This window comes from Cytobacillus oceanisediminis 2691 (genome assembly GCF_007678455.1).
In the GTDB taxonomy this organism is placed as follows: Bacteria; Bacillota; Bacilli; order Bacillales; family Cytobacillaceae; genus Mesobacillus; species Mesobacillus oceanisediminis_A.
In genome coordinates, this window is record NZ_VEEP01000004.1 from 171,916 (window position 1) to 198,490 (window position 26,575).

Annotated in this window: 31 protein-coding genes; 26 read left to right on the top strand and 5 right to left on the bottom strand. The window is 44.1% G+C overall.

The window, feature by feature from the left end:
- The first annotated feature begins 173 nt into the window (after nt 1-173).
- The 4 genes from FS736_RS09990 (at nt 174) to efp (ending at nt 2,863) form a co-directional block, all read left to right on the top strand.
- Entirely contained in the window at nt 174-689 is a 516-nt protein-coding gene (locus FS736_RS09990; protein WP_144476345.1) for a YqhR family membrane protein, read from the top strand.
- Nucleotides 690-768: 79 nt separating this feature from the next.
- Complete coding sequence (gene aroQ, locus FS736_RS09995; RefSeq protein WP_144476348.1) at nt 769-1,206, top strand: type II 3-dehydroquinate dehydratase; 438 nt, start codon at nt 769-771, stop codon at nt 1,204-1,206.
- A gap of 15 nt (nt 1,207-1,221) precedes the next feature.
- The gene (locus FS736_RS10000; RefSeq protein WP_144476351.1) at nt 1,222-2,283 is read left to right on the top strand and encodes a M24 family metallopeptidase; all 1,062 of its coding nucleotides are present in this window, start codon (nt 1,222-1,224) and stop codon (nt 2,281-2,283) included.
- Nucleotides 2,284-2,305: 22 nt separating this feature from the next.
- On the top strand, nt 2,306-2,863 hold the full coding sequence (gene efp, locus FS736_RS10005) for an elongation factor P (protein ID WP_144476353.1): 558 nt from the start codon (nt 2,306-2,308) through the stop codon (nt 2,861-2,863).
- 91 nt (nt 2,864-2,954) lie between these two features.
- Here efp and FS736_RS10010 read toward each other — a convergent pair whose 3' ends face one another.
- The 3 genes from FS736_RS10010 to FS736_RS24285 form a co-directional block, all read right to left on the bottom strand.
- Complete coding sequence (locus tag FS736_RS10010; protein ID WP_144476356.1) at nt 2,955-3,317, bottom strand: rhodanese-like domain-containing protein; 363 nt, start codon at nt 3,315-3,317, stop codon at nt 2,955-2,957.
- A gap of 189 nt (nt 3,318-3,506) precedes the next feature.
- A complete protein-coding gene (locus FS736_RS10015) occupies nt 3,507-4,178 on the bottom strand; it encodes an SIMPL domain-containing protein (protein ID WP_144476359.1) in 672 nt (223 codons plus the stop codon).
- Between the two features lie 96 nt (nt 4,179-4,274).
- On the bottom strand, nt 4,275-4,427 hold the full coding sequence (locus FS736_RS24285; RefSeq protein ID WP_186326749.1) for a hypothetical protein: 153 nt from the start codon (nt 4,425-4,427) through the stop codon (nt 4,275-4,277).
- 169 nt (nt 4,428-4,596) lie between these two features.
- Here FS736_RS24285 and spoIIIAA point away from each other — a divergent pair, with 169 nt between their 5' ends.
- The 8 genes from spoIIIAA to FS736_RS10055 are packed head-to-tail and all read left to right on the top strand — an operon-like array spanning nt 4,597 to nt 9,738.
- Entirely contained in the window at nt 4,597-5,520 is a 924-nt protein-coding gene (spoIIIAA, locus tag FS736_RS10020) for a stage III sporulation protein AA (protein WP_144476920.1), read from the top strand.
- On the top strand, nt 5,521-6,036 hold the full coding sequence (gene spoIIIAB, locus FS736_RS10025) for a stage III sporulation protein SpoIIIAB (protein ID WP_144476362.1): 516 nt from the start codon (nt 5,521-5,523) through the stop codon (nt 6,034-6,036).
- 19 nt (nt 6,037-6,055) lie between these two features.
- The gene (gene spoIIIAC / locus FS736_RS10030; protein WP_009794945.1) at nt 6,056-6,262 is read left to right on the top strand and encodes a stage III sporulation protein AC; all 207 of its coding nucleotides are present in this window, start codon (nt 6,056-6,058) and stop codon (nt 6,260-6,262) included.
- A gap of 14 nt (nt 6,263-6,276) precedes the next feature.
- On the top strand, nt 6,277-6,666 hold the full coding sequence (spoIIIAD, locus tag FS736_RS10035) for a stage III sporulation protein AD (RefSeq protein WP_186326758.1): 390 nt from the start codon (nt 6,277-6,279) through the stop codon (nt 6,664-6,666).
- Between the two features lie 32 nt (nt 6,667-6,698).
- The gene (spoIIIAE, locus tag FS736_RS10040; protein WP_144476367.1) at nt 6,699-7,898 is read left to right on the top strand and encodes a stage III sporulation protein AE; all 1,200 of its coding nucleotides are present in this window, start codon (nt 6,699-6,701) and stop codon (nt 7,896-7,898) included.
- Nucleotides 7,899-7,910: 12 nt separating this feature from the next.
- On the top strand, nt 7,911-8,540 hold the full coding sequence (spoIIIAF, locus tag FS736_RS10045) for a stage III sporulation protein AF (RefSeq protein ID WP_144476370.1): 630 nt from the start codon (nt 7,911-7,913) through the stop codon (nt 8,538-8,540).
- Nucleotides 8,530-9,189, top strand: coding sequence for a stage III sporulation protein AG (gene spoIIIAG, locus FS736_RS10050; RefSeq protein ID WP_144476373.1), 660 nt, complete (start codon nt 8,530-8,532; stop codon nt 9,187-9,189). The genes spoIIIAF and spoIIIAG overlap by 11 nt, the downstream gene beginning before the upstream one ends.
- A 3-nt stretch (nt 9,190-9,192) precedes the next feature.
- Nucleotides 9,193-9,738: a SpoIIIAH-like family protein gene (locus tag FS736_RS10055; RefSeq protein ID WP_144476376.1), complete on the top strand. Its 546-nt coding sequence runs from the start codon at nt 9,193-9,195 to the stop codon at nt 9,736-9,738.
- A gap of 36 nt (nt 9,739-9,774) precedes the next feature.
- Here FS736_RS10055 and FS736_RS10060 read toward each other — a convergent pair whose 3' ends face one another.
- Nucleotides 9,775-11,256: a methyl-accepting chemotaxis protein gene (locus FS736_RS10060; protein ID WP_144476379.1), complete on the bottom strand. Its 1,482-nt coding sequence runs from the start codon at nt 11,254-11,256 to the stop codon at nt 9,775-9,777.
- Nucleotides 11,257-11,464: 208 nt separating this feature from the next.
- On the opposite strand from FS736_RS10060, the gene accB reads away from it, so the two are divergent.
- From accB to spo0A, 14 genes are all read left to right on the top strand, one after another.
- Complete coding sequence (gene accB / locus FS736_RS10065) at nt 11,465-11,971, top strand: acetyl-CoA carboxylase biotin carboxyl carrier protein (protein ID WP_144476382.1); 507 nt, start codon at nt 11,465-11,467, stop codon at nt 11,969-11,971.
- A 12-nt stretch (nt 11,972-11,983) separates the two neighbouring features.
- On the top strand, nt 11,984-13,339 hold the full coding sequence (gene accC / locus FS736_RS10070; protein ID WP_144476385.1) for an acetyl-CoA carboxylase biotin carboxylase subunit: 1,356 nt from the start codon (nt 11,984-11,986) through the stop codon (nt 13,337-13,339).
- 14 nt (nt 13,340-13,353) lie between these two features.
- On the top strand, nt 13,354-13,764 hold the full coding sequence (locus FS736_RS10075) for an Asp23/Gls24 family envelope stress response protein (RefSeq protein WP_144476388.1): 411 nt from the start codon (nt 13,354-13,356) through the stop codon (nt 13,762-13,764).
- A 657-nt stretch (nt 13,765-14,421) separates the two neighbouring features.
- Entirely contained in the window at nt 14,422-14,814 is a 393-nt protein-coding gene (gene nusB / locus FS736_RS10080; RefSeq protein WP_144476390.1) for a transcription antitermination factor NusB, read from the top strand.
- A gap of 53 nt (nt 14,815-14,867) precedes the next feature.
- A complete protein-coding gene (gene folD, locus FS736_RS10085) occupies nt 14,868-15,740 on the top strand; it encodes a bifunctional methylenetetrahydrofolate dehydrogenase/methenyltetrahydrofolate cyclohydrolase FolD (protein ID WP_144476393.1) in 873 nt (290 codons plus the stop codon).
- A 162-nt stretch (nt 15,741-15,902) separates the two neighbouring features.
- A complete protein-coding gene (xseA, locus tag FS736_RS10090) occupies nt 15,903-17,258 on the top strand; it encodes an exodeoxyribonuclease VII large subunit (RefSeq protein WP_144476396.1) in 1,356 nt (451 codons plus the stop codon).
- Entirely contained in the window at nt 17,251-17,484 is a 234-nt protein-coding gene (locus FS736_RS10095) for an exodeoxyribonuclease VII small subunit (protein ID WP_144476399.1), read from the top strand. Before xseA ends, FS736_RS10095 begins: the two co-directional genes overlap by 8 nt.
- 2 nt (nt 17,485-17,486) lie before the next feature.
- Nucleotides 17,487-18,380 carry a polyprenyl synthetase family protein gene (locus FS736_RS10100; RefSeq protein ID WP_144476402.1) on the top strand — a complete coding sequence of 298 codons (894 nt, stop codon included), beginning with the start codon at nt 17,487-17,489 and terminating at the stop codon, nt 18,378-18,380.
- A gap of 301 nt (nt 18,381-18,681) precedes the next feature.
- Nucleotides 18,682-20,574: a 1-deoxy-D-xylulose-5-phosphate synthase gene (gene dxs / locus FS736_RS10105; RefSeq protein ID WP_144476405.1), complete on the top strand. Its 1,893-nt coding sequence runs from the start codon at nt 18,682-18,684 to the stop codon at nt 20,572-20,574.
- Between the two features lie 3 nt (nt 20,575-20,577).
- Nucleotides 20,578-21,426: a TlyA family RNA methyltransferase gene (locus FS736_RS10110; RefSeq protein ID WP_144476408.1), complete on the top strand. Its 849-nt coding sequence runs from the start codon at nt 20,578-20,580 to the stop codon at nt 21,424-21,426.
- 167 nt (nt 21,427-21,593) lie between these two features.
- Nucleotides 21,594-22,043 (top strand): transcriptional regulator AhrC/ArgR, encoded by a 450-nt coding sequence (gene ahrC / locus FS736_RS10115; protein ID WP_144476411.1) that lies wholly within the window; start codon nt 21,594-21,596, stop codon nt 22,041-22,043.
- A gap of 16 nt (nt 22,044-22,059) precedes the next feature.
- Nucleotides 22,060-23,751: a DNA repair protein RecN gene (gene recN / locus FS736_RS10120; protein ID WP_144476414.1), complete on the top strand. Its 1,692-nt coding sequence runs from the start codon at nt 22,060-22,062 to the stop codon at nt 23,749-23,751.
- 124 nt (nt 23,752-23,875) lie between these two features.
- A complete protein-coding gene (gene spoIVB, locus FS736_RS10125) occupies nt 23,876-25,162 on the top strand; it encodes a SpoIVB peptidase (protein ID WP_144476416.1) in 1,287 nt (428 codons plus the stop codon).
- Between the two features lie 264 nt (nt 25,163-25,426).
- Nucleotides 25,427-26,221 (top strand): sporulation transcription factor Spo0A, encoded by a 795-nt coding sequence (gene spo0A, locus FS736_RS10130; protein WP_144476419.1) that lies wholly within the window; start codon nt 25,427-25,429, stop codon nt 26,219-26,221.
- Nucleotides 26,222-26,421: 200 nt separating this feature from the next.
- Here the strand turns inward: spo0A and FS736_RS10135 are convergent, their stop codons facing one another.
- A complete protein-coding gene (locus tag FS736_RS10135; protein WP_144476422.1) occupies nt 26,422-26,562 on the bottom strand; it encodes a YycC family protein in 141 nt (46 codons plus the stop codon).
- Between the last annotated feature and the right edge of the window lie 13 nt (nt 26,563-26,575).

The window sequence follows — 26,575 nt, forward strand, 5'->3', positions numbered from 1 at the left end:
AAGATTTCCATTTTCATGGCATTTGGACACAAAGACGAGAAAGATTTCTGTTAAATTCATTTTACTAAAAATCAATAAAAACCTCTATATGAAGAACAGGCCTCCGTAACATTTTTTCCAGATATGCAATTCATTTGCACAACAGGGACATACTAAAACCGGAGGTGCAATATATGGCAGAAAATCATGGCAATTTAGAACAGGATCAAAGGGAAAAACCGATGTCATTCATTGCGATGAGTATAGTTACGGGATTGTTCGGCGGGATCTTTTGGAGTGCTCTGGCTTATTTGGCCTATATATTTAATTTTACCGAGATCCGCCCAAACGTGATCCTGGAACCCTGGGCATTGGGAGAGTGGAAGCAGCAGTGGCTTGGGACAGTCATATCGATCATAGCGATTGGCATTTTTTCAGCAGGTGCCGCCATGGTCTATTATGTGGCAATGAGGAAGCTGAATTCCATCTGGGCTGGTGCAGCCTTCGGAATTGCGCTGTTTTTCCTTGTATTCTATGTGCTCAATCCGCTGTTCCCCGGGATCAAACCTTTCTGGGACCTGTCAAAAAACACCTTGGTCACTTCGCTTTGTTTCTATGTTCTATATGGTGTGTTTGTCGGTTATTCTATATCCTATGAGGAAAATGAGAATCGCAACAAGGAGAAAAATCGTCAGGAGATCACCTCTTGAGCGGCTGAAAGTAGTTTTCACAAAAATAGTTATGATAGAATGTTCTTAGTGAACATTCTTTTTTTACGGGAGCCTGAACATGAAAAAAATACTTATGCTCAATGGTCCGAACTTGAACCGGCTTGGGAAAAGAGAGCCCGGAATTTATGGTGTCAGCACTTTGAGTGATTTGGAAAAACGGATGATCCAGCTAGGTGCTGAGAAGCAGATGGAGGTTGTCTGTTTTCAATCCAATCATGAAGGGGAACTGATTGACAAACTCCATGAGGCAGAGGACACTGCTATAGACGGAATTATCTTTAATCCCGGGGCATTCACCCACTATAGCTATGCCATCAGGGACGCGATAGCAGGAATTACCTGTCCGGTTATCGAAGTACATATCTCGAATGTATATCAGAGGGAAGAATTCAGGCACAAATCAGTGATTGCCCCTGTATCCACGGGGCAGATTGCAGGCCTGGGGCTTCTTGGCTATGAACTGGCGCTTGAAGCGTTCAAAAGAGTAGAAGGATAAGAGGAGGAAGAGGTTATGGGAAAAATACAAAAATTGCGTGAAAGCTTCCAAAGGCTTGGAATTGATGGAATGCTCGTTACAAGCGATTATAATCGCCGATATATGACGGGTTTCACTGGCTCGGCGGGCATGGTGCTGATCAGTGCTGATAAAGCTTTATTCATCACCGATTTCAGGTATACAGAGCAGGCAGCCAAGCAATGTGAAGGTTATGAAGTCGTCCTGCATAAAGGTTTGGTCCACGATGAGGTTGCCGAGCAGGCAAAAAAACTGGGGATTAAAAAGCTCGGCTTTGAAGAAAATCATGTTACATACTCAGCTTACAAAACCTTCGATAAAGCCGTGGAAGCTGAATTAGTGCCTGTATCGGGTGAAATTGAAAAGTTACGCTTGATAAAGACTGATTCAGAGATTAAGATATTAAAGGAAGCAGCAGCCATCGCAGATGCTGCGTTTACACATATACTTGAGTTTATCCGTCCTGGAAGAACAGAGCTTGAAGTATCGAATGAACTTGAATTTTTTATGAGAAAGCAGGGGGCAACCTCTTCATCATTTGATATTATTGTGGCTTCCGGCTATCGTTCAGCCCTTCCGCACGGAGTAGCAAGTGACAAGGTGATTGAAACAGGAGACTTTGTAACCCTGGATTATGGGGCATATTATAATGGGTATGTATCTGATATCACTCGTACAGTATCGATGGGAAATCCTTCCGAAAAGCTGATGGAAATCTATAATATTGTGCTTGAAGCCCAGCTTCGTGGTATGGCAGGCATCAAACCTGGAATGACGGGCAAAGAAGCGGATGCTTTAACAAGGAACTTTATTACCGAAAAAGGATATGGCGAGTATTTTGGCCATTCTACAGGCCACGGAATCGGTCTTGAAGTACATGAGGGACCTGGTCTTTCATTCCGTTCAGACACCATTCTTGAAACAGGCATGGTTGTGACTGTTGAGCCAGGAATTTACATCGCCGGCCTTGGCGGGGTAAGGATTGAAGATGATACTGTGATTACACTTGACCATAATGAGTCACTGACGCATTCTACGAAAGAACTCATCATTCTATAAGACGACATTAGGAGGACAAACAATGATTTCAGTAAACGATTTCCGTACGGGCCTAACGATTGAAGTTGATAACGGCATTTGGCGTGTACTTGATTTCCAACACGTAAAGCCAGGAAAAGGAGCGGCTTTCGTTCGTTCAAAGCTTCGTAATCTTCGTACAGGAGCAATCCAGGAAAAAACTTTCCGTGCAGGTGAAAAGGTAGCGAAAGCACAAATCGAGAACCGCAAAATGCAGTATCTGTATGCTAGCGGCGACCAGCACGTATTCATGGACAATGAGTCTTACGAGCAAATCGAATTGCCAGGAACTTCTATTGAATATGAGTTGAAATTCCTTAAGGAAAACATGGAAGTCTACATCATGCAATTCGGCCATGAAACTCTTGGTGTCGAGCTTCCAAACACTGTTGAATTGGAAGTAACAGAAACAGAACCAGGTATCAAAGGTGACACTGCTTCCGGCGGTACTAAGCCTGCGACATTGGAAACTGGCCTTACTGTACAGGTTCCATTCTTTGTAAACCAGGGAGACAGACTTATCATCAATACAACAGATTCTTCTTATGTATCACGCGCATAATTTTTCAGGAACCTGCTGCATTTGCCAGCAGGTTCTTTTTTATTCAAGCATAAAAAAAGCATCTCATGAATATTCACGAGATGCTTTTAATTTATTGTTCAAGATCAAACTTCCACTCATTCAATCCGCCAGTCATATTGTAAATATTCTTAAATCCGTTTTTTGCCAGAATTCCGCTAGCCTGGGTTGAACGGTTGCCGCTTCGGCATACAACCAGATACTTTTCATCTTGATCGAGCTCTGAAAGCATGCTTTCGATGACTTGCAGCGGAACTAATTTTGCGCCGGGAATATGGCCAGCAGCGAACTCATCCGGTGTACGGACATCCAGGACCTGAACTTCTCCGCTATCAATCAATTCTTTGGCCTTGTCGACTGAAACATCGGTATAAGAGCCGCCAGAACAGCCGGTGATTAACAAGACGAACAGGAATGCTGCGAATAACTTCTTCATGATGAACCTCCTAAAAATACTTATAGAGGTATTTTAACTTAAAAATCAAAAAGTGGATATAGACAAATTGTGTCAGGAGATAAAGGTCATCCATTTTTGGTGAGGGCTCTTTTTTCATTCGATAAGTGATTATCAGTCAAGTTATCAAGCAATGCAGAAGCCAGGCAGACAGCCTGGCTTTGCTTTTTATCAAGTAATATACGTTCCTGTCACGGTTGCTTTGATCTCCAGCTTGCCCGGTTCTATGGGCGTTCCTTTTGCGCTGCTAGTGTCCATTGAAGCAACCAGGAAGGGGCCGGGAGATCCCTTTTGGGTTTCCTCGGTAATGGAGAGAGGGGAAATGGAAGTATGGAATCCCAGTGTCCGGGCGATGGTTTGTGCTTTGTTGTATGAATCGATTACTGCAATTGAAAGTGCCTGGTTATATAAGGCCTGAGGCTCTGCGACTGAGAATTGGATGTTCATTACCTCATTCGCTCCATTGGCCACAGCCGTATCAATGGCCAATCCCGCCTGGGCAAGATTCCTGATAGTGACAGTATACAAATGTGTGACACGATACCCCTGAAATAGCTGCTTGCCTTCCTCATAGGTATAGATGGGATCGATCCGAAAATCTGCCGTTTTTATATCATCCTTTGCTATCCCGAGGTTCTGTAACGATTTTAACATTGAAGCAGAATTTTCCGCATTCTCTGTCTGGGCGGCTTGGAGGTTTGGATTTTCTGTCCGAACCCCTACTGTAGCTGTTGCCCTGTTGGGTGCGGAGTAAACATTCCCTTCGCCGCTGACTGTGATTTTTCTATTGTTTCCAGCATTGTTCGTATTATAGGCACCATATCCTCCATTAACCATCATCATCCCTCCACATTTATTGTCTCTTACCCATATCTATGTAAGAAAAGAAAAACAAATAACGAGGAGGGATCATATTGGTGAATCTTGAGGAAAAATCAATTACTCGCCGGCTCCGGGTGCTTTGTCCGTATCATTTTTGTTGTTATATTTTGGGTCGGTCATTGGCGATTCCTTGAGACTCCTGCCTCCTCCGAGGTAAGTAGCGCGGTCGGCCCTTTGCACTTTCTGGAACTTCTGATGATCCTCATTCATTTTGATCAACTCCTTTCAATACTAGTCTTTTCATTCAAAACTGAATTTATTTTTTCGTTTTGATCTTTATTGAAAAAACGATTGTGAAGCCGTTCTGAATGAATCTGCAGGTCATAAAGTGGCCAAGCAGGCATACATATTAAGTAAGCGAAAATCAGGAGGATCAATGATGGATGATATCTTATCTTTTTTGCCGAAACGGATTGCTGAATTGCTGGACGCAGTGCCTCCTAATGACAAAGATGGGATGGAAGAAGTGCGGATCCGGATCAACCGGCCGCTTGAAATAACGGTAAGAGGAAAGCCGAACTTCCTGCCGTATATCATTCCCCCTGAGGATGCTGTCCAGCTGTTGAATAAGCTCGGGCATTTTTCTATGTATACCCTGGAGGAAGAATTGAAGCGCGGTTATATTACTATTGCCGGCGGCCATCGAGTCGGGCTTGCCGGGAAGGTCATTCTTGAAAATGGCTCTGTAAAAGCAATCAGGGATATTTCTTCTTTCAATTTCAGGATTGCAAGGGAGAAAATCGGGATTGCTGACCCGCTGATGCCATATATATACCAAAACGGCTGGAAGCATACGATGATCATCGGTCCCCCGCAGACAGGCAAAACAACATTGCTCAGGGATATAGCCAGGATGATTTCAAGTGGTGTTCCTGACAAAAAAGTACCGCCTTTAAAAGCGGGGATTGTCGATGAAAGATCAGAAATTGCCGGATGTGTTAAGGGAGTCCCGCAGCTAACCTTTGGACCAAGGGTGGATATATTGGACTCATGTCCGAAAGCAGAAGGCATGATGATGATGATTCGTTCAATGAGTCCGGATATTCTTGTCGTGGATGAAATTGGCCGGAAAGAAGATGCCGATGCGATCCTTGAAGCTGTCAACGCAGGAATCAAGCTGATCATGACCACGCATGGGGAATCTCTTGAGGATATCCAAAAAAGGCCAACCTTGAAACCAATCCTAGAAATGGGCATCTTTGACCGGTTTGTGGAACTTGGAAGAATTTCAGGCCCTGGGACAATCACTTCGATTCGTGATGTAAGCGGAAATGAGATCCGCCAAAAAGTGAGAGTGACATAAATGATAAAAATAATCGGTGCTATATTGATTATCCTGTCGACAACCTGGACAGGTTTTGAGGCTTCGAGGCATCTTAGTGAACGGCCAAGACAGCTCCGGCTTTTGAAGTCGGCCTTGCAGTCACTGGAAGCGGAAATCATGTACGGGCATACACCTCTCCATGAAGCTTCAAGGAAGCTGTCTGAACAAATGGCGAAGCCCCTCTCATGGTTTTTTGAGACATTTTCCAAAAAGCTGACTGAATCTGAAACCACAGTCAAATCAGCATGGGAAGAGAGCCTGAAAGAAGTCTGGAAATTGACAGCCTTCAAACAGGGAGAATTTGAAATCATGAAGCAATTTGGAGAAACGCTTGGCAGGCATGACAGGCATTCTCAGCAAAAACAAATTCTCCTGACGATTTCCCATCTTGAACGAGAAGAAGCAGATGCCTGCGAGAAACAGATGAAATACGAAAAAATGGTGAAAAGCATCGGCTTTTTATCTGGCTTATTATTAATCATCTTACTGATGTAGCGTTTAGGAGGAGGACAAGATGGGTCTAGAAGTGGATATCATTTTTAAAATAGCAGGTGTAGGCATTGTTGTGGCATTTTTGCACACGATTCTCGATCAGGTGGGGAAGAAGGAATATGCACAGTGGGTAACGTTGTTTGGATTCATCTATATCCTTTTCATGGTTGCATCGATTGTTGATGATCTTTTTCAAAAAATCAAATCGGTATTCCTATTTCAGGGGTAAGGGAGGGCTTTGCGATTGAAATCCTTCAAATAACAGGTGTAGCACTGATCGCGACATTTCTGGCACTGATTGTCAAAGAGCAAAAGCCCAACTTTGCCTTTTTGCTGATTGTGTTCACAGGTTCAGCTATCTTCCTTTTTCTGGTAGATCAAATTTATCAGATCATTTCCATGATTCAGAAGCTGGCTGCCAATGCCAGGGTGAATGTTGTTTATGTGGAAACAATCCTAAAAATAATCGGCATCGCCTATATTGCCGAATTTGCGGCCCAAATCACAAAGGATGCTGGTCAAGGCGCAATCGCCTCAAAGATCGAACTTGGCGGCAAAATCCTTATTCTGGCCATGGCAATTCCGATTCTTACTGTAATGATTGAAACGATCATTCGCTTGATTCCGGGCTGACTAAATTCCCGCCCCTAAAGAGGTGAAAGAAGTTGAAGCAGCGTCTGCAGTTCATACTTGGCATTCTATTGATCCAGCTATTTTTTTTCATCCCGGGTGTACAAGCTGAGGGTAATGAACCGGAAATAAACCCGGTGGTCACCCCGGATAAAATCGCAAGAGCCCAGCTTGAAGATTTGAATATCGATGAGCTTAAGGGATTCTGGGAAGATATCATCAATAAATATGATGGTTATCTGCCAGAAAGCCAGAAAGGAAGCCTGTATGATTTTATAAGCGGTGAAAAGAAGTTCTCGTTGAAAGAGTGGTTCAAAGGCATCGTGAATTTCGCCTTTCATGAGTTCATAGTAAACGGAAAATTGCTGGGATCCTTGATCCTGCTGACTATTTTCAGCATGTTTCTTCAAGCACTGCAAAACTCCTTCGAAAAAAGTACTATCAGCAAGGTAGCCTACTCCATTGTGTTCATGGTTCTCATCATTATTGCGCTCAACAGCTTCCATGTAGTCGTAGATTACACGAATGACGCGATTGGGACAATGATCCAGTTCATCCTTGCCCTGATCCCGCTGTTGCTGGCATTGATGGCCACTTCCGGAGGTTTGATTTCAGCAGCATTTTTCCATCCCGTCATTCTGTTTATGATGAACACCAGCGGGATGTTCATCCAATATGTTGTTTTGCCATTGTTATTCTTATCAACACTTTTGAGCATCGTCAGTATCCTGTCCGAACATTACAAGGTCACGCAGCTGGCCAGCATGCTCCGTAATTGGAGCGTCGGCCTGCTGGGAATCCTGCTGACAGTGTTCCTCGGCGTCATTTCCGTCCAAGGGGCATCTTCAGCGATTACGGATGGAGTGACTGTCAAAACAGCAAAATTCATTACAGGCAATTTTGTTCCTGTTATTGGCCGCGTTTTTACAGATGCGACAGACACGGTCATCAGTGCTTCCATGCTTCTGAAAAATACGGTTGGAATAGCCGGTGTTGCCATTCTGCTGATCATCGCAGCCTTTCCGGCAATAAAGATCCTCATGGTTGCCTTTATCTATAAATTTGCAGCAGCAATCCTCCAGCCGCTTGGCGGCGGACCAGTCATAACCTGTCTCGATATTATCAGTAAGAGCATCATCTATGTCTTTGCTGCGCTGGGCATTGTTTCCTTGATGTTTTTCCTGACGATCACAGTCATTATTGCAGCAGGAAACTTAACAATGATGGTGAGGTAAGGAGGGGAAGAAATGGATTTTATAAAAGAGTGGGTCACGAATATTATCATCTTCATTCTCCTGGCGACCGTCCTGGATATGCTGCTGCCCAATTCGAGTTTCCAGAAATACACCAAAATTGTGACAGGGCTGATTTTGATCGCTATCATCCTGTCTCCGGTCATGAAACTTTTCAGTTCTGATTTTGAAACTGCAATCGCTAAAATGGGCCAGTTCAGCGGCCAGGGGGATGAAAAGATAAAAAATTCAATAGAAATTCAGAAAAAAGAAATACAAGCCTCTCAGCATGCATATATTTTAGAAACAATGGCTGTCCAATTGCAAACAGCCGCAGAGGAGGAGTTGATGGAACAGCAAGGAATGGAGATTGCTAATATCGAGCTTGAAGTAAATGATCAGGATCGGCGGCCTTTCCCAGAGAACCTGGAGTATATCATCGTCCATCTGAAAAAAGCAGAGGATGAGGGAGAGGCTGTGGCAGTAGTAAGAGAAGTAGAAATTGATACGAATGCACCCCTTCCATCAAAACAAACCTCTCAGAATACAGATCAAATATCTTCTCTTCTGTCAGAAAAATGGAATGTTCCTGAAAAGTCTATTCAAATAATGATAGAAGGGGGGAGTGACGAGCATGGACAATGAGAAAGGTCCGTTGAGCTGGCTCAAGAAACAACTGGGCAGCAAGGATGGGCCGCCGGACAAAAAATCCGGCAAATACCAATACTTAATAATTGTCGTCCTATTCGGCGCAGCCATCATGCTGATCGGCAATATCATCGGCGACCAGAATCCCGATTTGGCTGTTACTGCCACCAAGGAGGCGGAGACTGAAGAGGACACGGCTGTATTCGGTCAGAAAAAATCAGCAGGAAACGATGTCATTTCCGAATATGAAGAAGCATATGAAGCCCAGTTGACCGAAATCCTGGAAGGCATCAATGGCGTAGGGGATGTCACTGTTTTGGTGAATGTGGATGCTACTGAAAAGAAGGTTCTTGAGAAAAATACCGTCATCCAATCACAGACGACCGATGAAACTGACCGGGAAGGCGGCAAACGAAAAGTCCAGGATGCATCGCAAGACGAGCAGCTGGTCATCATCAGAAATGGTGAGAAAGAGGTGCCAATCGTACTCGAGACAAAAAAGCCTGAAATCAGAGGCGTGCTCGTGGTTGCGAAAGGTGCAGAAAATATACAAGTGAAAAAATGGATTATCGAGGCGGTCACAAGGGCATTGGATGTTCCGAACCACCGGGTGGCTGTCATGCCTAAAAAATCTAAGGGGGAATAATAGATGTTATTGAAAAAGCAAACAGTTTGGTTACTGACTATGTTGAGTCTTGTGGTTGTATTATCGGTGTATTATATCACTTCACCAGAGCAGCAGAAGTCCGATCTTGCAGGGGTTGAAGAGAAGAAAGCAGAAGGTAAGGAAACAGCAGCGACTGAAACGAAGGATGGCAAGACTGTAGTTTCCGGTGTCGCGAGCGATGAGAAGTTCGAAGCGCTTCGAATGAAGCTTGAAGAACAGCGCACAAAGCAAAAAGAAGAGCTGCAGACGGTAGCCGCAACAACTGACTTGCCAGCAGAAGAAAGAAGCGAAGCAATCGATAAAATGAATCAGCTTGATGCGATTTCACAAAAGGAACAGATTCTAGAAACATTGATTACATCAATGGGCTATGAAGACGCACTAGTGCGTGCGGATGGTGAAAATGTCAGGATCACAGTGAAAGCCAAGGAACATTCAGCTTCTGCTGCAAACGAAATCATCCAGATGGTCAGAACAGAGTTAGGCTCTTTCCAGCCTGTAGCAGTTCAGTTTGATCCTGCAAAATAAATCAATAAAGCATAAGGGAAGGCAAATGCCTTCCCTTTAATTTTGCTGCAGCCTTATTAATTGATCCAAAGATTGGTGAGCAACTTCGACTGATTTGAAAAGTTGTTCATGATGTTCGGTTTGCGAGACGGCTGAGGAGGAAATTTCCTCTAGTGCTGCACTGGCCTGCTGGATGACGGAGCTGAAGCCAGCAATTGAACTTTCGATTGCCACCGATGAATCGAGTATTGTTCTAGTCAGTTCATCCTGCTCCGAAATATCCGCCTTCAGGTCCTTGAAGGTCTGGTGGATACTCTTGAATGCCTCCATTGTTTCCGCAGCGAGTTCCAGGTTCTCCGTGAGCTTTTCGGCTGTCAGGTTAACGCCTGTTTTCGTATTTGATGTGTCACTCATGACACTTTTAAGGTTTTCAGTAATCTGGGTTGCTGTGTTGCTTGTGATGTCGGCGAGTTTTCTTACTTCTTCGGCAACAACGGCAAAACCCTTGCCGCTGTCTCCGGCCCTGGCAGCTTCAATCGATGCGTTCAGTGCCAGCAAATTAGTTTGTGAAGCGATACCCTGGATGTCAGATGCGAAGCTGGCTGTCTCCTTGATCAATGAAGATAGAGACAGGATATGTTCGTTGACATTCCTCATATTGTCATAAGATGCGGTCAATTCTTTTATCAGGTTGGACATCAACTCATCACCTCTTTCGGTGACACTCGCTGCTGCCACTGAATCGTGATGGAGTTTTTCGACAAGTGTCGATGTTCTGGCAATCACCTCGTTCGTCCTTTCAAGGGATTGAGTGATATCCGCAACAGAATCTGATTGAATGTTGATTCCTGCAGATATTTCTGTCACCGATTGGGTCATTTCAATAGAAGATTCATAGTTCTCACGGCTTTTGAACTTCACTTCATCTATGAGGGTTGCGATACTCCTGGTACTGGATTTAATGACTTCTTTCGTCTCTGAATCCTTCGCTAATAGTCTCTCTGTTTCCTGCTGGGCAGAAACGATGGTCTCTGCAAGCTTTTTTGAGATCGAAAATTGAAACCCAAGCATGACTGTAACTAACATGTACAGAAGGTAGATGGTCACATAATTTTTAGGCTCCAATGGCAGTTCTTGCCCGTGTAGAAGCGTGAAAATCGTAATGAGCACAAAACCCAGCCCAGAAGCAAGAAACAGCAATTTCCTGTCCATGTAGATTGCAGCAGCCGCCAGGATAAAATATAGAAGTGAGAAGGCAGCGGGGGAAACACTGGTTTCCATAATCAGGTACAAAACGCCTGATACAATGAACACAGATAGATAGGGAATGAAGTTTGCCAGCTTGTTAGAATAGTAAAGCAAGGCGACCAGCCCCACACCCAATCCGCCGCCTACAATAATAGAGAGGATGACGGCAAGTTCTTTTTGCATGGCGATATCCACTGCAGCGGCCAAAATAACGGATACAAAAGTGGCTTTGACGGTTAAGGAATTTTTCCTTTGTAGATCCTCATGTTTAATTTCTTCGATTGTTTTCATATGTTCTAGTCTCCTCGCAAAAACAAACTAATGTTATATTCGCTAGAAATTTCGGGATTCCTGTCGTATGAATTCACTTTTTTTTCAGAAAATATTAAAATAGAGAAGGAAGACAAGAAACAGTGTTACATGTTGAATTTTTACATGGTATTATCGTATAGTGTTAGTATCTAGTCTTAATTATGAAATGGACAAGGGGTGCCTAAAGATGTTAAAAGTACAGGAAATCAGAGAGTTAATTAAATTAGTGGACCAATCAAGCATTGACGAGTTTTCATATGAATATGAAGGATCAAAGATCAAAATGAAGAAGCACGGAGCAGTGAAATCTGTGGTTGAACATGTTCAGCCAGCTGCAACGGCGCCTGCGCAGCAGCCAGTGCCGGCAGTACAGGAAGCTCCACGCCCTGAGCCTAAAGTTGAAGCGGCAGCAGTCCAGGAAGTGAAGCAGGAAGAAGTGCAGGATACTTCAAATTTACATAAGATTGTTTCACCAATGGTGGGGACCTTCTATGCATCCTCATCCCCAGAAGCAGATGCATATGTGAAAGCGGGATCCAAAGTGAGCAAGGATTCAGTTGTATGTATCGTCGAGGCGATGAAACTTTTCAATGAAATTGAAGCAGAAGTGAATGGGGAAATCGTAGAAATTTTAGTTAAAGATGGACAGCTTGTAGAATACGGCCAGCCTTTATTCCTGGTTAAGCCCGAATAAGGAGCGATATTGATGATAAAAAAAGTACTTATAGCCAACAGAGGAGAAATAGCCGTCCGCGTCATCCGTGCGTGCAGGGAATTGGGGGTTGAATCCGTCGCTGTTTATTCAGAAGCTGACAAAGAATCTCTCCATGTACAGCTAGCTGATGAGGCATACTGCATCGGACCAAAGGCTTCAAAGGACAGCTATTTGAATTTCACAAATATTATCAGCGTGGCCAAGCTAACAGGCTGCGATGCCATTCATCCTGGGTACGGTTTCCTTTCCGAGAATGCCGATTTCGCCGAGCTTTGCAGGGAGTGCAATATTACTTTCATTGGCCCTTCTCCTGAAGCAATCCAGAAAATGGGGACTAAGGATGTTGCAAGGGAAACGATGAAGCACGCGAATGTGCCGATCGTGCCGGGTTCACAGGGAATCGTTGAAAGCACGGAGGATGCGGTCAGCCTGGCGAATGATATCGGATACCCGGTCATCATCAAGGCGACGGCAGGCGGAGGCGGTAAAGGAATCCGTGTTGCCCGGACCGAGCAGGAGCTGATCAAAGGGATCAATATTACCCAGCAGGAAGCGATGACAGCGTTCGGAAATCCTGGAGTGTATATTGAAAAATATATTGAAGACTTCCGTCATGTTGAAATCCAGGTTCTTGCTGACAGCTACGGCCACACCATCCACCTGGGAGAGCGTGATTGCTCAATCCAAAGACGCCTGCAAAAACTGCTTGAAGAAACACCATCTCCGGCGCTTGACGGTGAAATCAGGGCAGAAATGGGTGAGGCAGCGGTAAAGGCTGCAAAAGCAGTTGATTATACCGGTGCAGGCACTGTAGAATTTATATATGACTATCGTGACCGCAAATTTTATTTCATGGAGATGAATACCCGCATCCAGGTTGAACATCCTGTAACTGAAATGGTAACGGGCGTCGATTTGATCAAGGAACAGATCAAGATTGCCTCCGGCGAAAGGCTGAGCCTTAAGCAGGAAGACGTCCAGTTCAATGGATGGGCGATTGAATGCCGGATCAATGCAGAAAACCCGGCGAAAAATTTCATGCCATCGGCGGGCAAAATCAAAATGTATCTCCCTCCAGGCGGTTTTGGTGTTAGAATAGATTCAGCGGCATATCCTGGTTATACAATCCCGCCTTACTATGATTCAATGATTGCGAAAGTCATTACTTATGGAAGCAGCAGGGAAGAAGCGATTGACCGCATGAAGAGGGCACTTGGAGAGTTTGTGGTAGAAGGAATCCACACAACCATCCCGTTCCATCTCAAGCTGCTGAATCACGAAAAATTCGTGGAAGGTCAGTTCAATACGAAATTCCTGGAAATGTATGACGTGATGTCAGAAGAATAATAGGAGGTCTAGCCATGAGTGAACAGCAACATTTACTTGAAATGAGCCATGATGAAAACGGCTTGGGCAAAGTAGAAATTGCACCCGAAGTAATTGAAGTCATTGCAAGCATCGCTGCATCAGAAGTAGAAGGTGTCATGCAGATGCGCGGCAGCTTCGCAGCTGGTGTAGTCGAAAGACTTGGAAAGAAAAACCACGGCAAAGGTGTAAAAGTTGAGCTTGTAGAAGACGGAATCAAGGTTGACGTATATTGCGTCATGAAGTTTGGCGTATCAATTCCTGTGGTAGCACAGAAAATCCAGGATAACATCCGCCAGGCATTATTGAACATGACAGCACTTGATGCTACAGAAGTCAATATCCATGTAGTCGGCGTTCAGTTCGAAAACCAAAAAGTAGAACCAGAAGTCGAACAGGAAGTCTAATCACCGAACCAAAGGCATAAATATACATGCCTTTGGTTTTTTTTATAGATTTGGTAGGTTAGGGCGAATTTTTTTAAAGCTGTACGAAGTAGGTCCAAGTTCGGACAGGATTGCGTATTTTCCGGTAAAAGCAGTCCGAAGCAGGCCGAAGTTCGGACAGGATATCGGTTTTAGCAGTGAAAGCTGTCCGAAGTAAGCCCGTATTCGGACAGGATTCCGGGTTTTCTAGTAAAAGCTGTCCGAAGTCGGTCCAAGTTCGGACAGGATCCCGGGTTTCCCAGTAAAAGCTGTCCGAAGTAGACCCGTGTTCGGACAGGATTCCGGGTTTTCTAGTAAAGCTGTCCGAAGTAGACCCGTGTTCGGACAGGATTTCAGTTTTTCTAGGAAAAGCTGTCCGAAGTGGACCGGAGTTCAGACACCATACCGGTTTCATCAGGAAAAGCTGTCCGAACCGAGCACACATAACCCCATTAATCAACCCAAGCACGGAAATGGTAAAAAGCATCCGCAATTCTTTGCTTCGACCAGATATTTCCCTTTGTTTTGATTAACTTTTTTCTAAAAAGTGAAAAATAATAGGAAACCATGCTTTATCAGATGTGATATGCTATTATTTTGTTAGAATCAGACAAGCGATAAAAGGAGCTAAAGAATTTCATGAAAAGAAGAACAGCAAGAGAAAAGGCACTGCAAGCCTTATTCCAGATTGATATAAGCAAGGTGGAAGCATCGGATGCGATTGAGCATGTGCTTGAGGAAGAAGCAGGAGATGACTATCTGAACAAGCTTGTGTACGGTACAGTGGAGCATCAGCCGGAAATTGATGAGGAGATCAAGGTTTATTTGGAAAAATGGTCCCTCGACCGTCTGGCAGCTGTTGACCGTAATCTGCTTCGCCTGGCCGTATACGAATTGAAATATTGCAATGAAGAGGTACCTATGAATGTCGTTCTTGATGAAGCGATTGAAATTGCTAAATTATATGGGGATGACCAATCAAGCCGGTTCATCAATGGTGTTCTGTCAAAAGTAAAACAAAGCATTTCCTGACACCATTGAAACATGCAGGTTGGCCTTTCCCTGATCACATAGGGGGAGAAAGTATGGCTGCTATAATTATTGATGGGAAAGAAATTGCTAAAAAGAAAAGACTCGAAATTGCGGATCAGGTTCAGGAGCTAAAAAAGCAGGGTATCACCCCAGGCCTGGCTGTCATTCTTGTCGGAGATAATCAGGCTTCAAGAACCTATGTCATCAGTAAGCAAAAAACAGCTAAAGAACTGGGTATGCACAATGTGCTGATAGAGTATCCCGTATCGATTACTGAACAGGAGCTTTTGGCAAAAATCGATGAATTGAATAATGATGAGGCCATCCACGGCATTTTGGTACAGCTGCCTCTTCCAGGTCATATCAGTGAAAAGAAACTGATCGAAGCCATTTCCCCTGAAAAAGATGTCGATGGCTTCCATCCAATCAATATCGGCCGGATGATGACCGGCCAGGATGCTTTTTTGCCATGTACTCCATACGGCGTGATGGTGATGATGGAGGATATCGGAATCGACCTGTCCGGCAAGCATGTAGTAGTGGTTGGCAGGAGCAATATTGTTGGGAAGCCGGCAGGACAATTGTTTTTAAATGAAAATGCAACGGTTACATATTGCCATTCGAGAACCAAGGATTTGAAAGAACACACAAAGCAGGCGGATGTCATTGTAGCAGCTGTTGGAAAAGCCGGATTGATTACAGCGGAACATATAAAGCCAGGAGCTGTGGTCATCGATGTGGGCATGAACCGGAATGATGCAGGCAAACTTTGCGGAGATGTCGCTTTTGAGGAAGTAAAAGAAACGGCCGGCTATATCACTCCAGTACCGGGCGGTGTCGGGCCAATGACCATTGCCATGCTGATGTACAATACCCTTAAGTCGGCAAAAAATCATATGAACAGACTTCAAAATTCAAATCTATAAGGCATGATCCTGTCCATATCTGTTATGGTTAGAAACTGAAAATCCACTTATGTTAAGTGACGAATCGGGATTCTAAACTTATAATGGATATGGGCAGTTTTTTATGAAGCCTGAATCAATCTTTAACGGAATATTCATTAGTTCTACCAAAGGAGTTTTCCAATGGAGCAACAGCGTTATCTTACCGTCAATGCGTTAACTAAATACATAAAACGAAAATTCGATGCTGATCCGCATTTGCAGGGTGTTTATCTTAAAGGGGAAATTTCCAACTTCAAAAGGCATTCCAGCGGACATATGTATTTTACACTCAAGGACGAGAAAGCCCGAATCCTTGCTGTCATGTTTGCTGGATCTGTCCGAAACATGAAGTTCAGGCCCGAGAATGGGATGAAGGTGCTTGTCAGAGGAGATATCTCTGTATATGAAGGCAGCGGCCAGTATCAGATATACATAAAGGATATGAAAACCGATGGAGTGGGCGATTTATTCGTTGCTTATGAGCAGCTCAAGAAAAAGCTTGAGCAAGAAGGTCTTTTTTCACCGAAATTTAAACAGCCTTTACCCAAATACCCAAAAGCTGTCGGGATTGTCACATCCCCAACAGGGGCGGCGATACGTGATATTTTGACGACGATCAAAAGAAGGTATCCGATAACCAAGGTACTGATCTTTCCAGCCCTCGTACAGGGTGACCAGGGCGGCCCTTCTATAGTGAAGGCAATCGAGAAGGCGAATGAGCGGGGAGATCTAGATGTTCTGATCATCGGACGCGGAGGCGGATCGATTGAAGAGTTGTGGAATTTCAATGAGGAAACCGTCGCAAGGGCAATTTTTGCCTCTCGAATACCGATCATTTCGGCAGTTGGACATGAAACAGATTTCACGATTGCGGATTTCGTTGCAGATATGAGAGCACCGACGCCAACAGGTGCGGCTGAACTGGCTGTCCCTCATATCCAGGAATTGATCGAGAGGGTAATGAACAGGGAAACCAGACTGATGAGGGCTATGCGGGAAAAGGTGTTCTTCCAGCAGGAGCGCTACCAGCGGCTGATCAGGTCTTACGCCTTCCGCTATCCGAGGAAATTGTATGAGCAAAAGCTTGAACAAGTGGACAAACTGACTGAATCACTTACCCGCGGAGCAAAGAAGTTATATTCCTCAAAACACGATTCGCTGATTCAATTGAAACGAAGATTGGAGCGCAGCCATCCAGAGGAATTGAGGAAAATCTCTGCGGATAGACATATAAGAACAACGCGGGCATTAAACAGAGCCATGACAGCTGTTGTTTCAGAAAAGCGAAAAGAGTTCAACGGTATCTTATCTACACTTGAAGCATTGAGTCCGCTGAAAATCATGGACCGTGGATATAGTCTGGCCTACACTGAGGATGGAAGTTTAATCAAGACTGTCAATCAGGTAAAGCCTGAACGAAAAATATTCGTAAAGCTTTCTGATGGAAGCATTGAATGCGTCGTCACAGATATTGAGGAGAGTGAAAACAATGGCTGAAGAAAAAAAACTGAGCTTTGAACAGGCGATGGACCAACTGGAAAGCATCGTTGAAAAATTGGAAGAGGGCGATGTGCCATTGGAGGAAGCCATCTCGTTTTATAAAGAAGGAATGGAATTATCCAAGCTTTGCCATGATAAGCTAAAGAATGTGGAAGAACAACTGGCCCAGATCATTACTGAAGATGGACGGACTGAGAGCTTCTCCATAAATGAGGAGGAATAGTATTGCATCCTGTTTCACTAGAATCTTTTACAAAGAAATATAAGGCTCTTCTTGAGGAGCGGCTAAGGGATGCGGTTGGCTCCCTGGAGACTCCGGAAAACCTTGCAAAGGCCATGCTCTATTCTCTTGAAGCAGGCGGGAAGAGAATCCGTCCACTCCTGGTCTTTGCGGTGATTGACGCTTTTGGAAAAGACCCGATCCATGGACTTGATGCTGCTGCGGCAATTGAAATGGTCCATACTTATTCTTTGATCCATGATGATCTTCCTAGCATGGATGATGATGATCTAAGAAGAGGAAAGCCGACGAATCATAAAGTGTTCGGCGAAGCCACTGCCATTCTTGCAGGGGATGCATTATTGACGCTTAGCTTCAGAATGATCGCTGAAATGCCAGAGGGCTCAGCATCCGACAAAGTCAAGCTGGCATTGATCACCAGGTTATCAACTGCCGCGGGAGCCAATGGTATGGTTGGCGGACAAGTAGCGGATATGGAAGGGGAGCACAGGAAACTGACGCTCGAACAGATGGAATATATCCATATCCATAAAACAGGGAAATTGCTTGAGTACAGTATCATTGCCGGAGCAGAGATTGCAGGGGCAACCGCTGCACAAAAGGAAATACTGGCCAAGTTCGCTTATCATATTGGCCTTGCTTTCCAGATTCGTGACGATATCCTGGACCTTGAAGGAACAGAAGAGACGATTGGCAAACCCGTCGGCAGCGATACAGCGAACGAAAAAAGCACTTATCCAGCTTTGCTTGGATTGGATGGAGCCAAACAAGCCCTGCAGGATCACCTGCACAGTGCTAAGGATGCTCTGGAATCAACTGGACTTCAAGTGGGCGTCCTTTCACAAATTACCGATTTGATTGGATTAAGGAACCATTAGAAACCTTTGCCTCGTTGAAGCATTCTTCATTCGTGTGCTATAATAAGCTGTTAGCACCTTGGTGTTGGCGGCTTTTTTTATACATATTGTAAAAAATAGATGCCATATTTTAAGGTATAGCTTGAAAACCGTTCTTTATTTAATATATGTTATTACTAACAACTTTTTTAGAATAAGGTTAATTTAACCATATTGCTTGTAATGCGGTGTGATGCGAAGCAGGCAAAGCAATAGTCTTTAAAGGTACAGCCTAAATAAAAATGGCGGAATGATAAGTCAGAAATGAAAGTGAGTGGTCCGAATGGATCTTTTATCGATAAAAGACCCTTCCTTCTTGAAAAATCTTTCGAAAAAGGAATTGGAAGAGTTAAGCAGGGAGATTCGGCAGTTTTTGATAGAAAAATTATCGGTCACAGGCGGACATATTGGACCAAACCTTGGGGTTGTCGAATTAACGATTGCACTCCATAAATGCTTTGACAGCCCGAAGGATAAATTCCTCTGGGATGTTGGCCACCAGTCCTATGTCCATAAAATCCTGACAGGAAGAGCCTGTCAATTCGATACATTGCGGCAGCATAAAGGCCTCTGCGGATTTCCGAAAATGGTGGAAAGCGAGCATGATGTCTGGGAAACCGGCCATAGTTCAACCTCCTTATCAGCGGCGATGGGAATGGCAATCGCCCGTGATTTGAAGGGTGAAAACTCCCATATCGTACCGATCATCGGCGATGGTGCCCTTACAGGGGGAATGGCTTTAGAGGCGTTGAACCATATCGGCCATGAGAAAAAGAAGCTGATCGTAATTCTGAACGATAATGAAATGTCCATTGCGCCAAATGTAGGAGCCCTGCATAATGTGCTTGGACGTCTCCGGACCGCAGGTAAATACCACTGGGTAAAAGATGAACTCGAATACCTGCTGAAAAAAGTCCCGGCGATTGGCGGCCAGCTGGCAGCCACAGCCGAGCGGATCAAGGACAGCTTAAAATATCTCTTCGTTTCAGGCATCTTTTTCGAAGAGCTGGGTTTCACTTACCTTGGACCAGTCGATGGCCATGATTATGACGCTCTTTTCGAAAATCTTGCGTATGCAAAAAAGCAGGAAGGACCTGTATTGCTTCATGTCATCACGAAAAAAGGCAAGGGATACAATCCGGCCGAAAACGATAAAATCGGTACATGGCATGGAACCGGCCCTTATAAAATGGAAACGGGTGATTTTGTAAAACCTGAATTTTCACCGCCTGCCTGGAGCAAGCTTGTCAGTGAAACTGTGAGGAAAATCGCGCGTACGGATGAGCGGATCGTGGCAGTGACACCAGCGATGCCAGTTGGTTCAAAACTGGAGGGATTCGCAAGTGAGTTCCCGGACAGGATGATTGATGTCGGAATTGCTGAGCAGCATGCAGCGACTTTTGCCGCAGGTCTTGCGACACAAAAGATGAAGCCATTCCTGGCGATTTATTCAACCTTCCTGCAGCGTGCTTATGATCAGGTGGTTCATGACATCTGCCGCCAGAACCTGAATGTGTTCATTGGCATCGACCGTGCCGGACTTGTAGGAGCGGATGGTGAAACGCATCAGGGTGTATTCGATATAGCCTTTTTGAGGCATTTGCCGAATATCGTACTGATGATGCCTAAAGATGAAAATGAAGGCCAGCATATGGTAAACACTGCAATCAAGTATGATGATGGGCCGATTGCGATGCGTTATCCTAGAGGCAATGGTCTCGGTGTACCAATGGATGAGAAATTGAAAGAAATCCCGATTGGCAGCTGGGAAGTACTGCGCGAAGGAGAAGATGCAGCCATCCTAACATTCGGAACCACGATTCCAATGGCAATGGAAGCGGCAGATATCCTCGAAAAGCAAGGTGTATCCATCAAAGTTGTCAATGCACGCTTTATCAAGCCGCTTGATGAAGAAATGCTTACCGGGATACTGAGAGAAAACATGCCAATCCTGACCATCGAGGAAGCTGTCCTCCAGGGCGGATTCGGAAGTTTTGTGCTTGAAACGGCACACGACCTTGGCTATCAGCACGTCGAAATCGACAGGATGGGGATTCCGGACAAGTTCATCGAACATGGCAGCGTCGACAAGCTGCTTCAGGAAATTGGCATGACAACAGAAGATGTTGTCCTAAGAATGCAAAAGCTTGCAAGACAGAAACAAAAAAGGGCGTAAGCAATGAAAATAAAAAAGGAACGTTTAGATGTTCTGCTAGTCGACCGCGGACTTGCTGAAACAAGGGAGAAAGCGAAACGGACAATCATGGCAGGACTCGTCTATACAAATGAAAACAGGCTTGACAAGCCAGGTGAAAAGGTTAATATCGATATTCCCTTGATGGTGAAAGGAAATCTCCTTCCGTATGTCAGCAGGGGCGGGCTGAAGCTTGAAAAGGCTTTGAAGGTTTTTGACCTTGATGTCAATGGAAAAAAACTACTCGATATCGGGGCTTCTACCGGCGGATTTACTGATTGTGCTCTTCAAAATGGTGCTGAAATGTCCTATGCGCTTGATGTTGGCTACAATCAGCTCGCCTGGAAGCTCCGCCAGGATGAAAGAGTCGTCGTGATGGAGCGTACGAATTTCCGTTACGTTAAACCAGAAGATCTTGTAAAAGGGATGCCGGATTTCGCAAGCATTGATGTTTCATTTATTTCACTTCGTCTCATCCTGCCAGTCCTTAAAACATTGCTGGTAACCGGGAGCGATGTTGTTGCCCTTGTTAAACCGCAGTTTGAGGCAGGAAGGGAACAGGTAGGTAAAAAAGGAATCGTCCGCGACAGGAAGGTCCACGAACAAGTCTTGGACAGGATTATTTCTTTTTCGATGGAAGAGGGCTATGATGTCATGGACTTAAGCTTCTCGCCAATCACCGGCGGCGACGGCAATATCGAATTCCTCCTCCATCTCAGGTGGAACAATCCAGAGGATGAGAAAGGCAAATCAATGTTAAGGATCCTGCCTGAGGCAGTTGTGACGAATGCGCATGATGAACTAAAATCAAAACAAACCAGTGAGGAAGAATAGACTTTGACAGTCTGTTCTTTTTTTATTTCAAGTGCTAATAGATGTTCACCACTTTGTCAATTCTGTCATGATCTTCTGATGAAAAACCACGAAAGATTGTACATTCTGTTGAAATCGGCTAACATATGAGTATATGAATGTTTCGGATTTATCCAGAGGTGATATGAATGAATAAAGGACAAAGACATATTAAAATCCGTGAGTTGATTGCGAGCAGGGATATCGAGACGCAGGATGAACTGGTCGACCGTTTGAAGGCGGCGGGTTTTAATGTTACACAGGCAACAGTTTCCCGTGATATTAAAGAGCTGCATCTTGTAAAGGTTCCTTTGATTGACGGAAGGTATAAATACAGCCTGCCAGCTGATCAGCGTTTCAACCCACTGCAAAAATTAAAAAGATCGCTGATGGATGCATTTATCCGGATCGACCAGGCTGGACATCTGTTAGTCATGAAAACATTGCCCGGCAATGCGAATGCGATTGGGGCGCTGATTGATAATCTTGATTGGGATGATATATTAGGTACGATTTGTGGAGACGATACCATCTTGATTATTTGCCGTACTCCAGAGGATACGGAGCAGGTCACAAATCGTTTTCTTGACATGCTGTAAATGAGGTGACGTTTGCTTGTTAAATGAATTATCAATACGTAATTTCGCCATTATCGAATCTTTATCTATATCTTTCAATAAAGGACTGACTGTTCTGACTGGAGAAACCGGTGCCGGTAAATCCATTATCATTGATGCAGTCCACTTGCTTGTCGGCGGGAGAGGTTCAGCTGAATTTGTCCGGCACGGCGAGGATAAAGCAGAGATTGAAGGCCTGTTTTTTATTGAAGGCGAAAACCATCCCTGTAAGTCGAAAGCAGCAGAATTCGGCATTGAAATTGAGGATGGGATGATCGTTTTAAGGAGGGATATCGCAGCCAGTGGCAAAAGTGTTTGCAGAATCAATGGCAAACTTGTCACCATCGCTGTCTTGAGGGAAGTCGGCTCAACGCTGATTGACATCCATGGCCAGCACGAACATCAGGAACTGATGGATGAAACAAGGCATATCAATCTTCTTGACCAGTTTGGCTCAGAGGAAATCCTGCCTGCCCTCCAGGAATATCAACAGGTATACAGATCATTTGAACAAACACTCAAAAAACTTAAGAGCCTCAGTGAAAATGAGCAGCAAATGGCCCACAGGCTGGACCTGATTCAGTTCCAGCATGATGAAATCCTGTCAGCGAACCTGATGATGAACGAAGATGAGGAACTGCTCGAAGAAAGGCGGAAGCTTGCCAATTTCGAACGGATTTTCGAAAGCATCCAGACAAGCTACAATGCGCTGCACGGCGATCAGAAAGGGCTGGATTGGATCGGGATGGCTATGGATAATCTGCAGACGGCTGCTGAATTGGATCCTGAATATAAAACTGTCGCAGAATCTGTTGCAAACAGCTTCTATATGCTCGAGGATGCTGCGAGAACGATCAGAAATGACCTCGATTCCCTAGAGTATGACCCTCAGCGTTTGCTGGAGATAGAAGACAGATTGAATGAAATCAACCAGCTTAAGAGAAAATATGGGAAAACGATTGAAGAGATCCTTGAATATGCTTCAAAGATCGAAGAAGAAATCGAAACGCTTCAAAACAAGGAAGTCCATATCGGCCAGATGGAAAAGGAATTGGCATCGCTCAAAAAAGATTTGCGCATCGAAGCCGATAACTTAACCGAAACACGCAAAAAATGGGCCAAGAAACTGACGAAGCTGATTCATAAAGAATTAAAAGAGCTTTATATGGAAAAAGCCGTATTTGAACTAAAGATCGATTCAGACCTCGATGCTTTCCATAAAAATGGAGCAGACAAAGTTGAATTTTATATTTCAACAAATCCCGGAGAGCCATTGAAGCCATTGTCCAAGGTTGCTTCCGGCGGAGAATTGTCAAGAATCATGCTGGCTCTAAAAAGTATCTTCTCCAAACATCAGGGTGTTACATCCATAATTTTTGATGAAGTGGATACAGGAGTGAGCGGGAGGGTCGCACAATCGATCGCTGAAAAGATCTACAATGTGTCGACAGGTTCCCAGGTGCTTTGTATTTCTCACTTACCTCAGGTAGCTGCTATGGCGGATACCCATCTATATATTGCAAAGGTCATAAAAAATGGGCGGACAAAAACTTCCGTGACTCCGCTATCCTCATCTGATAAGGTGAAGGAAATCGGGAGGATGATTTCCGGAGTGGAAATCACGGAGCTTACAAAACAGCATGCAGAAGAATTGCTGCAGCTGGCACAGAATATGAAGGCTGTCACATGAAAAGCTATCCATAAAGGGTAGCTTTTTTATTTTTATACCGGTTATAAATGAGGCGAGTCGAGGCAAAATTAAAGGTGTAGCCATTTTTGATGTGTGTGGACTAGAAGCGAGGAGAGTGAATGGATTGAAAAAAGATTTTCTCAGAAAATTTATTGGTGGAATTCTCCTTGTTTCATTAATTGCTTTAGGATTTGCAAAGCCAGTACACGAATATTTATCTATTCCAGGAGATATAACTTTATTCGAGGGGCAAAAGCTTGATTTCAAGGCGAATGCAGTTCAAGTAACGGCTCCCTTAAATGATTCCGGCATCACGGTTGACCAGAAGGATCAAACGGTTTCTATTGAGGCTAAAAGGCATGGAAAGGATGAAATGGTCCTCGAGCTGGCCGGTTTCCCGGTGAAAAAGGTCGATGTGAATGTCCTTAAGGATTTCAAGGTCAGGCCAGGCGGTCAATCAATAGGAGTAAAACTTAATACGGTTGGTGTCCTTGTGGTCGGACATCATCAGGTTCAGGCAGATGAAGGAAGGGTATCACCAGGAGAATTGGCTGGTATCAAAAAAGGCGACATCATCACAGAAATCAATGGACAGCAAATAGAAAAAATGGCAGACGTCGGCCCTTTTGTAAAACAAGCTGGAGCGGATGGAAAGCCATTGGATGTAGTTATTAAGCGGGAAAATGAAAAAATCAAAACCCAGCTGCAGCCTAAGAAGGATGTAAACGAGAACACGTATAAACTTGGTTTGTATATACGTGATTCGGCAGCGGGAATCGGGACGATGACTTTTTATCATCCTCAGTCAAAAAAATATGGAGCACTTGGACATGTCATTTCCGACATGGATACAAAAAAGCCGATTGTGGTTGAAGATGGACAAATCGTTAGATCGACAGTTACTTCCATCGAAAAAGGCGGAAAAGGCAATCCTGGTGAAAAACTTGCACGCTTTTCATCTGACAGAGAAGTAATTGGAAATATCCGCAGGAACAGTCCTTTTGGGATCTTCGGTGAACTGAACAAGGATATTACGAATGGAGTATTTGATAAGCCATTGCCTATTGCCCTTTCTCATCAGGTGAAAGAAGGGCCGGCGAAAATCCTTACGGTTGTGAATAATGACGAAGTCAATCTTTTTGATATAGAGATTGTCAGCACCATCCCGCAAAAATTCCCGGCAACAAAGGGTATGGTTATAAAGGTAACGGATCCAGAGCTTCTGGAGAAAACAGGCGGGATTGTACAGGGAATGAGCGGCAGCCCGATCATTCAGGACAACAAGCTGGTAGGTGCTGTGACGCATGTGTTCGTAAATGACCCAACAAGCGGATACGGAGTCCATATTGAATGGATGCTGAATGAAGCCGGGATTGACATCTACGAAAAACCAAGAGAGCAGGCAAGTTAAGCAGGAATTCGGCGGCGGCGTATGCCGCCTTTTCTTTGTTTCATTTTAAAGATTATTCGACAAATTCCCACTTGCTTTTTTGTCAACTATCGAAATAAGTCGAAAAACAAAGGAAATTGAAGCAAATATAAGAAAATATTACTTTTTTAAGAAAAAATTAAAAATAAGAGGAATTTCTGTTGCATTGTCGAATTAGTCATTTAGAATAGAATTTAGAGAAGATAATATTTGTGATCATAATTGGATTTGAGGAGGAACCAAGCAGTGAACAAAATAAAAGTATGTGTTGTAGATGACAACAGAGAATTGGTAGGTCTTTTGGAAGAATATATTTCTTCCCAGGAGGATATGGAAATTGTAGGGGTTGCCCATAATGGCCAGGAATGTTTGGAAATGCTGGAAGACACAGACCCTGATGTCTTGCTTTTAGATATTATCATGCCTCATCTTGATGGTCTGGCGGTGCTTGAAAAACTCCGTGAAATGAAAAAAGGAATCATCCCAAATGTGATCATGCTGACAGCCTTCGGTCAGGAAGATGTTACGAAAAAAGCTGTAGAGCTTGGAGCATCCTACTTCATCCTGAAACCATTTGACATGGAGCATCTTGCAGGCCATATCCGCCAGGTAAGCGGCAAGGCGAAATCAGTAGCAAGAAAGCCTTCTTCCATCAATTACGGAAGGTCAAATGCTGAACAGAAGCCTAAGAATCTGGATGCCAGCATTACAAGCATCATTCATGAAATTGGTGTTCCTGCCCATATTAAAGGCTATATGTACCTGCGTGAAGCTATTTCAATGGTATACAACGATATTGAACTCCTTGGCTCGATCACAAAAGTACTCTACCCGGATATCGCGAAAAAATTCAATACAACGGCCAGCCGTGTAGAACGTGCGATCCGACATGCTATTGAGGTTGCGTGGAGCAGAGGTAACATCGACTCGATTTCTTCACTATTCGGCTATACAGTAAGCATGTCAAAAGCGAAGCCTACAAATTCCGAGTTCATTGCGATGGTTGCTGACAAGCTGCGTCTGGAGCATAAAGCTTCTTGAAAGAGTTAGACTAGATTTAGCTATTTTTTCATATTTCATAACGACATCTTACTTGATTTCGATTCAACTCGAAATCAAGTAAGATGTTTTTATTTTTCGTGGTAGAAGGTTGGTCAATGGCATGTCTGCATATTATGATATATATTGTGACAGGAGATGACTAAAAAATAAAAAAAACGCCCATAGGCGCCTTAAAAAAGTCAGTTCTCCTTATCCTTGTCAAGTTCGGCAAGTTTTTGCAAAAGGATATGCTGTGGCATATGCATGATCTGTTCAACTGGAACTCCTAATTTTTCTGAGAGTTTGATTGCCGTCTCGGCAGAAATATGAAGTGGTCTCATTGTTACTACCTCC

Coding starts and splice junctions, on each gene's coding strand:
- FS736_RS09990 (WP_144476345.1), top strand. CDS start 174: ATGGCAGAAAATCATGGCAATTTAGAACAGGATCAAAGGGAAAAACCG.
- aroQ (WP_144476348.1), top strand. CDS start 769: ATGAAAAAAATACTTATGCTCAATGGTCCGAACTTGAACCGGCTTGGG.
- FS736_RS10000 (WP_144476351.1), top strand. CDS start 1,222: ATGGGAAAAATACAAAAATTGCGTGAAAGCTTCCAAAGGCTTGGAATT.
- efp (WP_144476353.1), top strand. CDS start 2,306: ATGATTTCAGTAAACGATTTCCGTACGGGCCTAACGATTGAAGTTGAT.
- FS736_RS10010 (WP_144476356.1), bottom strand. CDS start 3,317: ATGAAGAAGTTATTCGCAGCATTCCTGTTCGTCTTGTTAATCACCGGC.
- FS736_RS10015 (WP_144476359.1), bottom strand. CDS start 4,178: ATGATGATGGTTAATGGAGGATATGGTGCCTATAATACGAACAATGCT.
- FS736_RS24285 (WP_186326749.1), bottom strand. CDS start 4,427: ATGAATGAGGATCATCAGAAGTTCCAGAAAGTGCAAAGGGCCGACCGC.
- spoIIIAA (WP_144476920.1), top strand. CDS start 4,597: ATGGATGATATCTTATCTTTTTTGCCGAAACGGATTGCTGAATTGCTG.
- spoIIIAB (WP_144476362.1), top strand. CDS start 5,521: ATGATAAAAATAATCGGTGCTATATTGATTATCCTGTCGACAACCTGG.
- spoIIIAC (WP_009794945.1), top strand. CDS start 6,056: ATGGGTCTAGAAGTGGATATCATTTTTAAAATAGCAGGTGTAGGCATT.
- spoIIIAF (WP_144476370.1), top strand. CDS start 7,911: ATGGATTTTATAAAAGAGTGGGTCACGAATATTATCATCTTCATTCTC.
- spoIIIAG (WP_144476373.1), top strand. CDS start 8,530: ATGGACAATGAGAAAGGTCCGTTGAGCTGGCTCAAGAAACAACTGGGC.
- FS736_RS10055 (WP_144476376.1), top strand. CDS start 9,193: ATGTTATTGAAAAAGCAAACAGTTTGGTTACTGACTATGTTGAGTCTT.
- FS736_RS10060 (WP_144476379.1), bottom strand. CDS start 11,256: ATGAAAACAATCGAAGAAATTAAACATGAGGATCTACAAAGGAAAAAT.
- accB (WP_144476382.1), top strand. CDS start 11,465: ATGTTAAAAGTACAGGAAATCAGAGAGTTAATTAAATTAGTGGACCAA.
- accC (WP_144476385.1), top strand. CDS start 11,984: ATGATAAAAAAAGTACTTATAGCCAACAGAGGAGAAATAGCCGTCCGC.
- FS736_RS10075 (WP_144476388.1), top strand. CDS start 13,354: ATGAGTGAACAGCAACATTTACTTGAAATGAGCCATGATGAAAACGGC.
- nusB (WP_144476390.1), top strand. CDS start 14,422: ATGAAAAGAAGAACAGCAAGAGAAAAGGCACTGCAAGCCTTATTCCAG.
- folD (WP_144476393.1), top strand. CDS start 14,868: ATGGCTGCTATAATTATTGATGGGAAAGAAATTGCTAAAAAGAAAAGA.
- xseA (WP_144476396.1), top strand. CDS start 15,903: ATGGAGCAACAGCGTTATCTTACCGTCAATGCGTTAACTAAATACATA.
- FS736_RS10095 (WP_144476399.1), top strand. CDS start 17,251: ATGGCTGAAGAAAAAAAACTGAGCTTTGAACAGGCGATGGACCAACTG.
- dxs (WP_144476405.1), top strand. CDS start 18,682: ATGGATCTTTTATCGATAAAAGACCCTTCCTTCTTGAAAAATCTTTCG.
- FS736_RS10110 (WP_144476408.1), top strand. CDS start 20,578: ATGAAAATAAAAAAGGAACGTTTAGATGTTCTGCTAGTCGACCGCGGA.
- ahrC (WP_144476411.1), top strand. CDS start 21,594: ATGAATAAAGGACAAAGACATATTAAAATCCGTGAGTTGATTGCGAGC.
- FS736_RS10135 (WP_144476422.1), bottom strand. CDS start 26,562: ATGAGACCACTTCATATTTCTGCCGAGACGGCAATCAAACTCTCAGAA.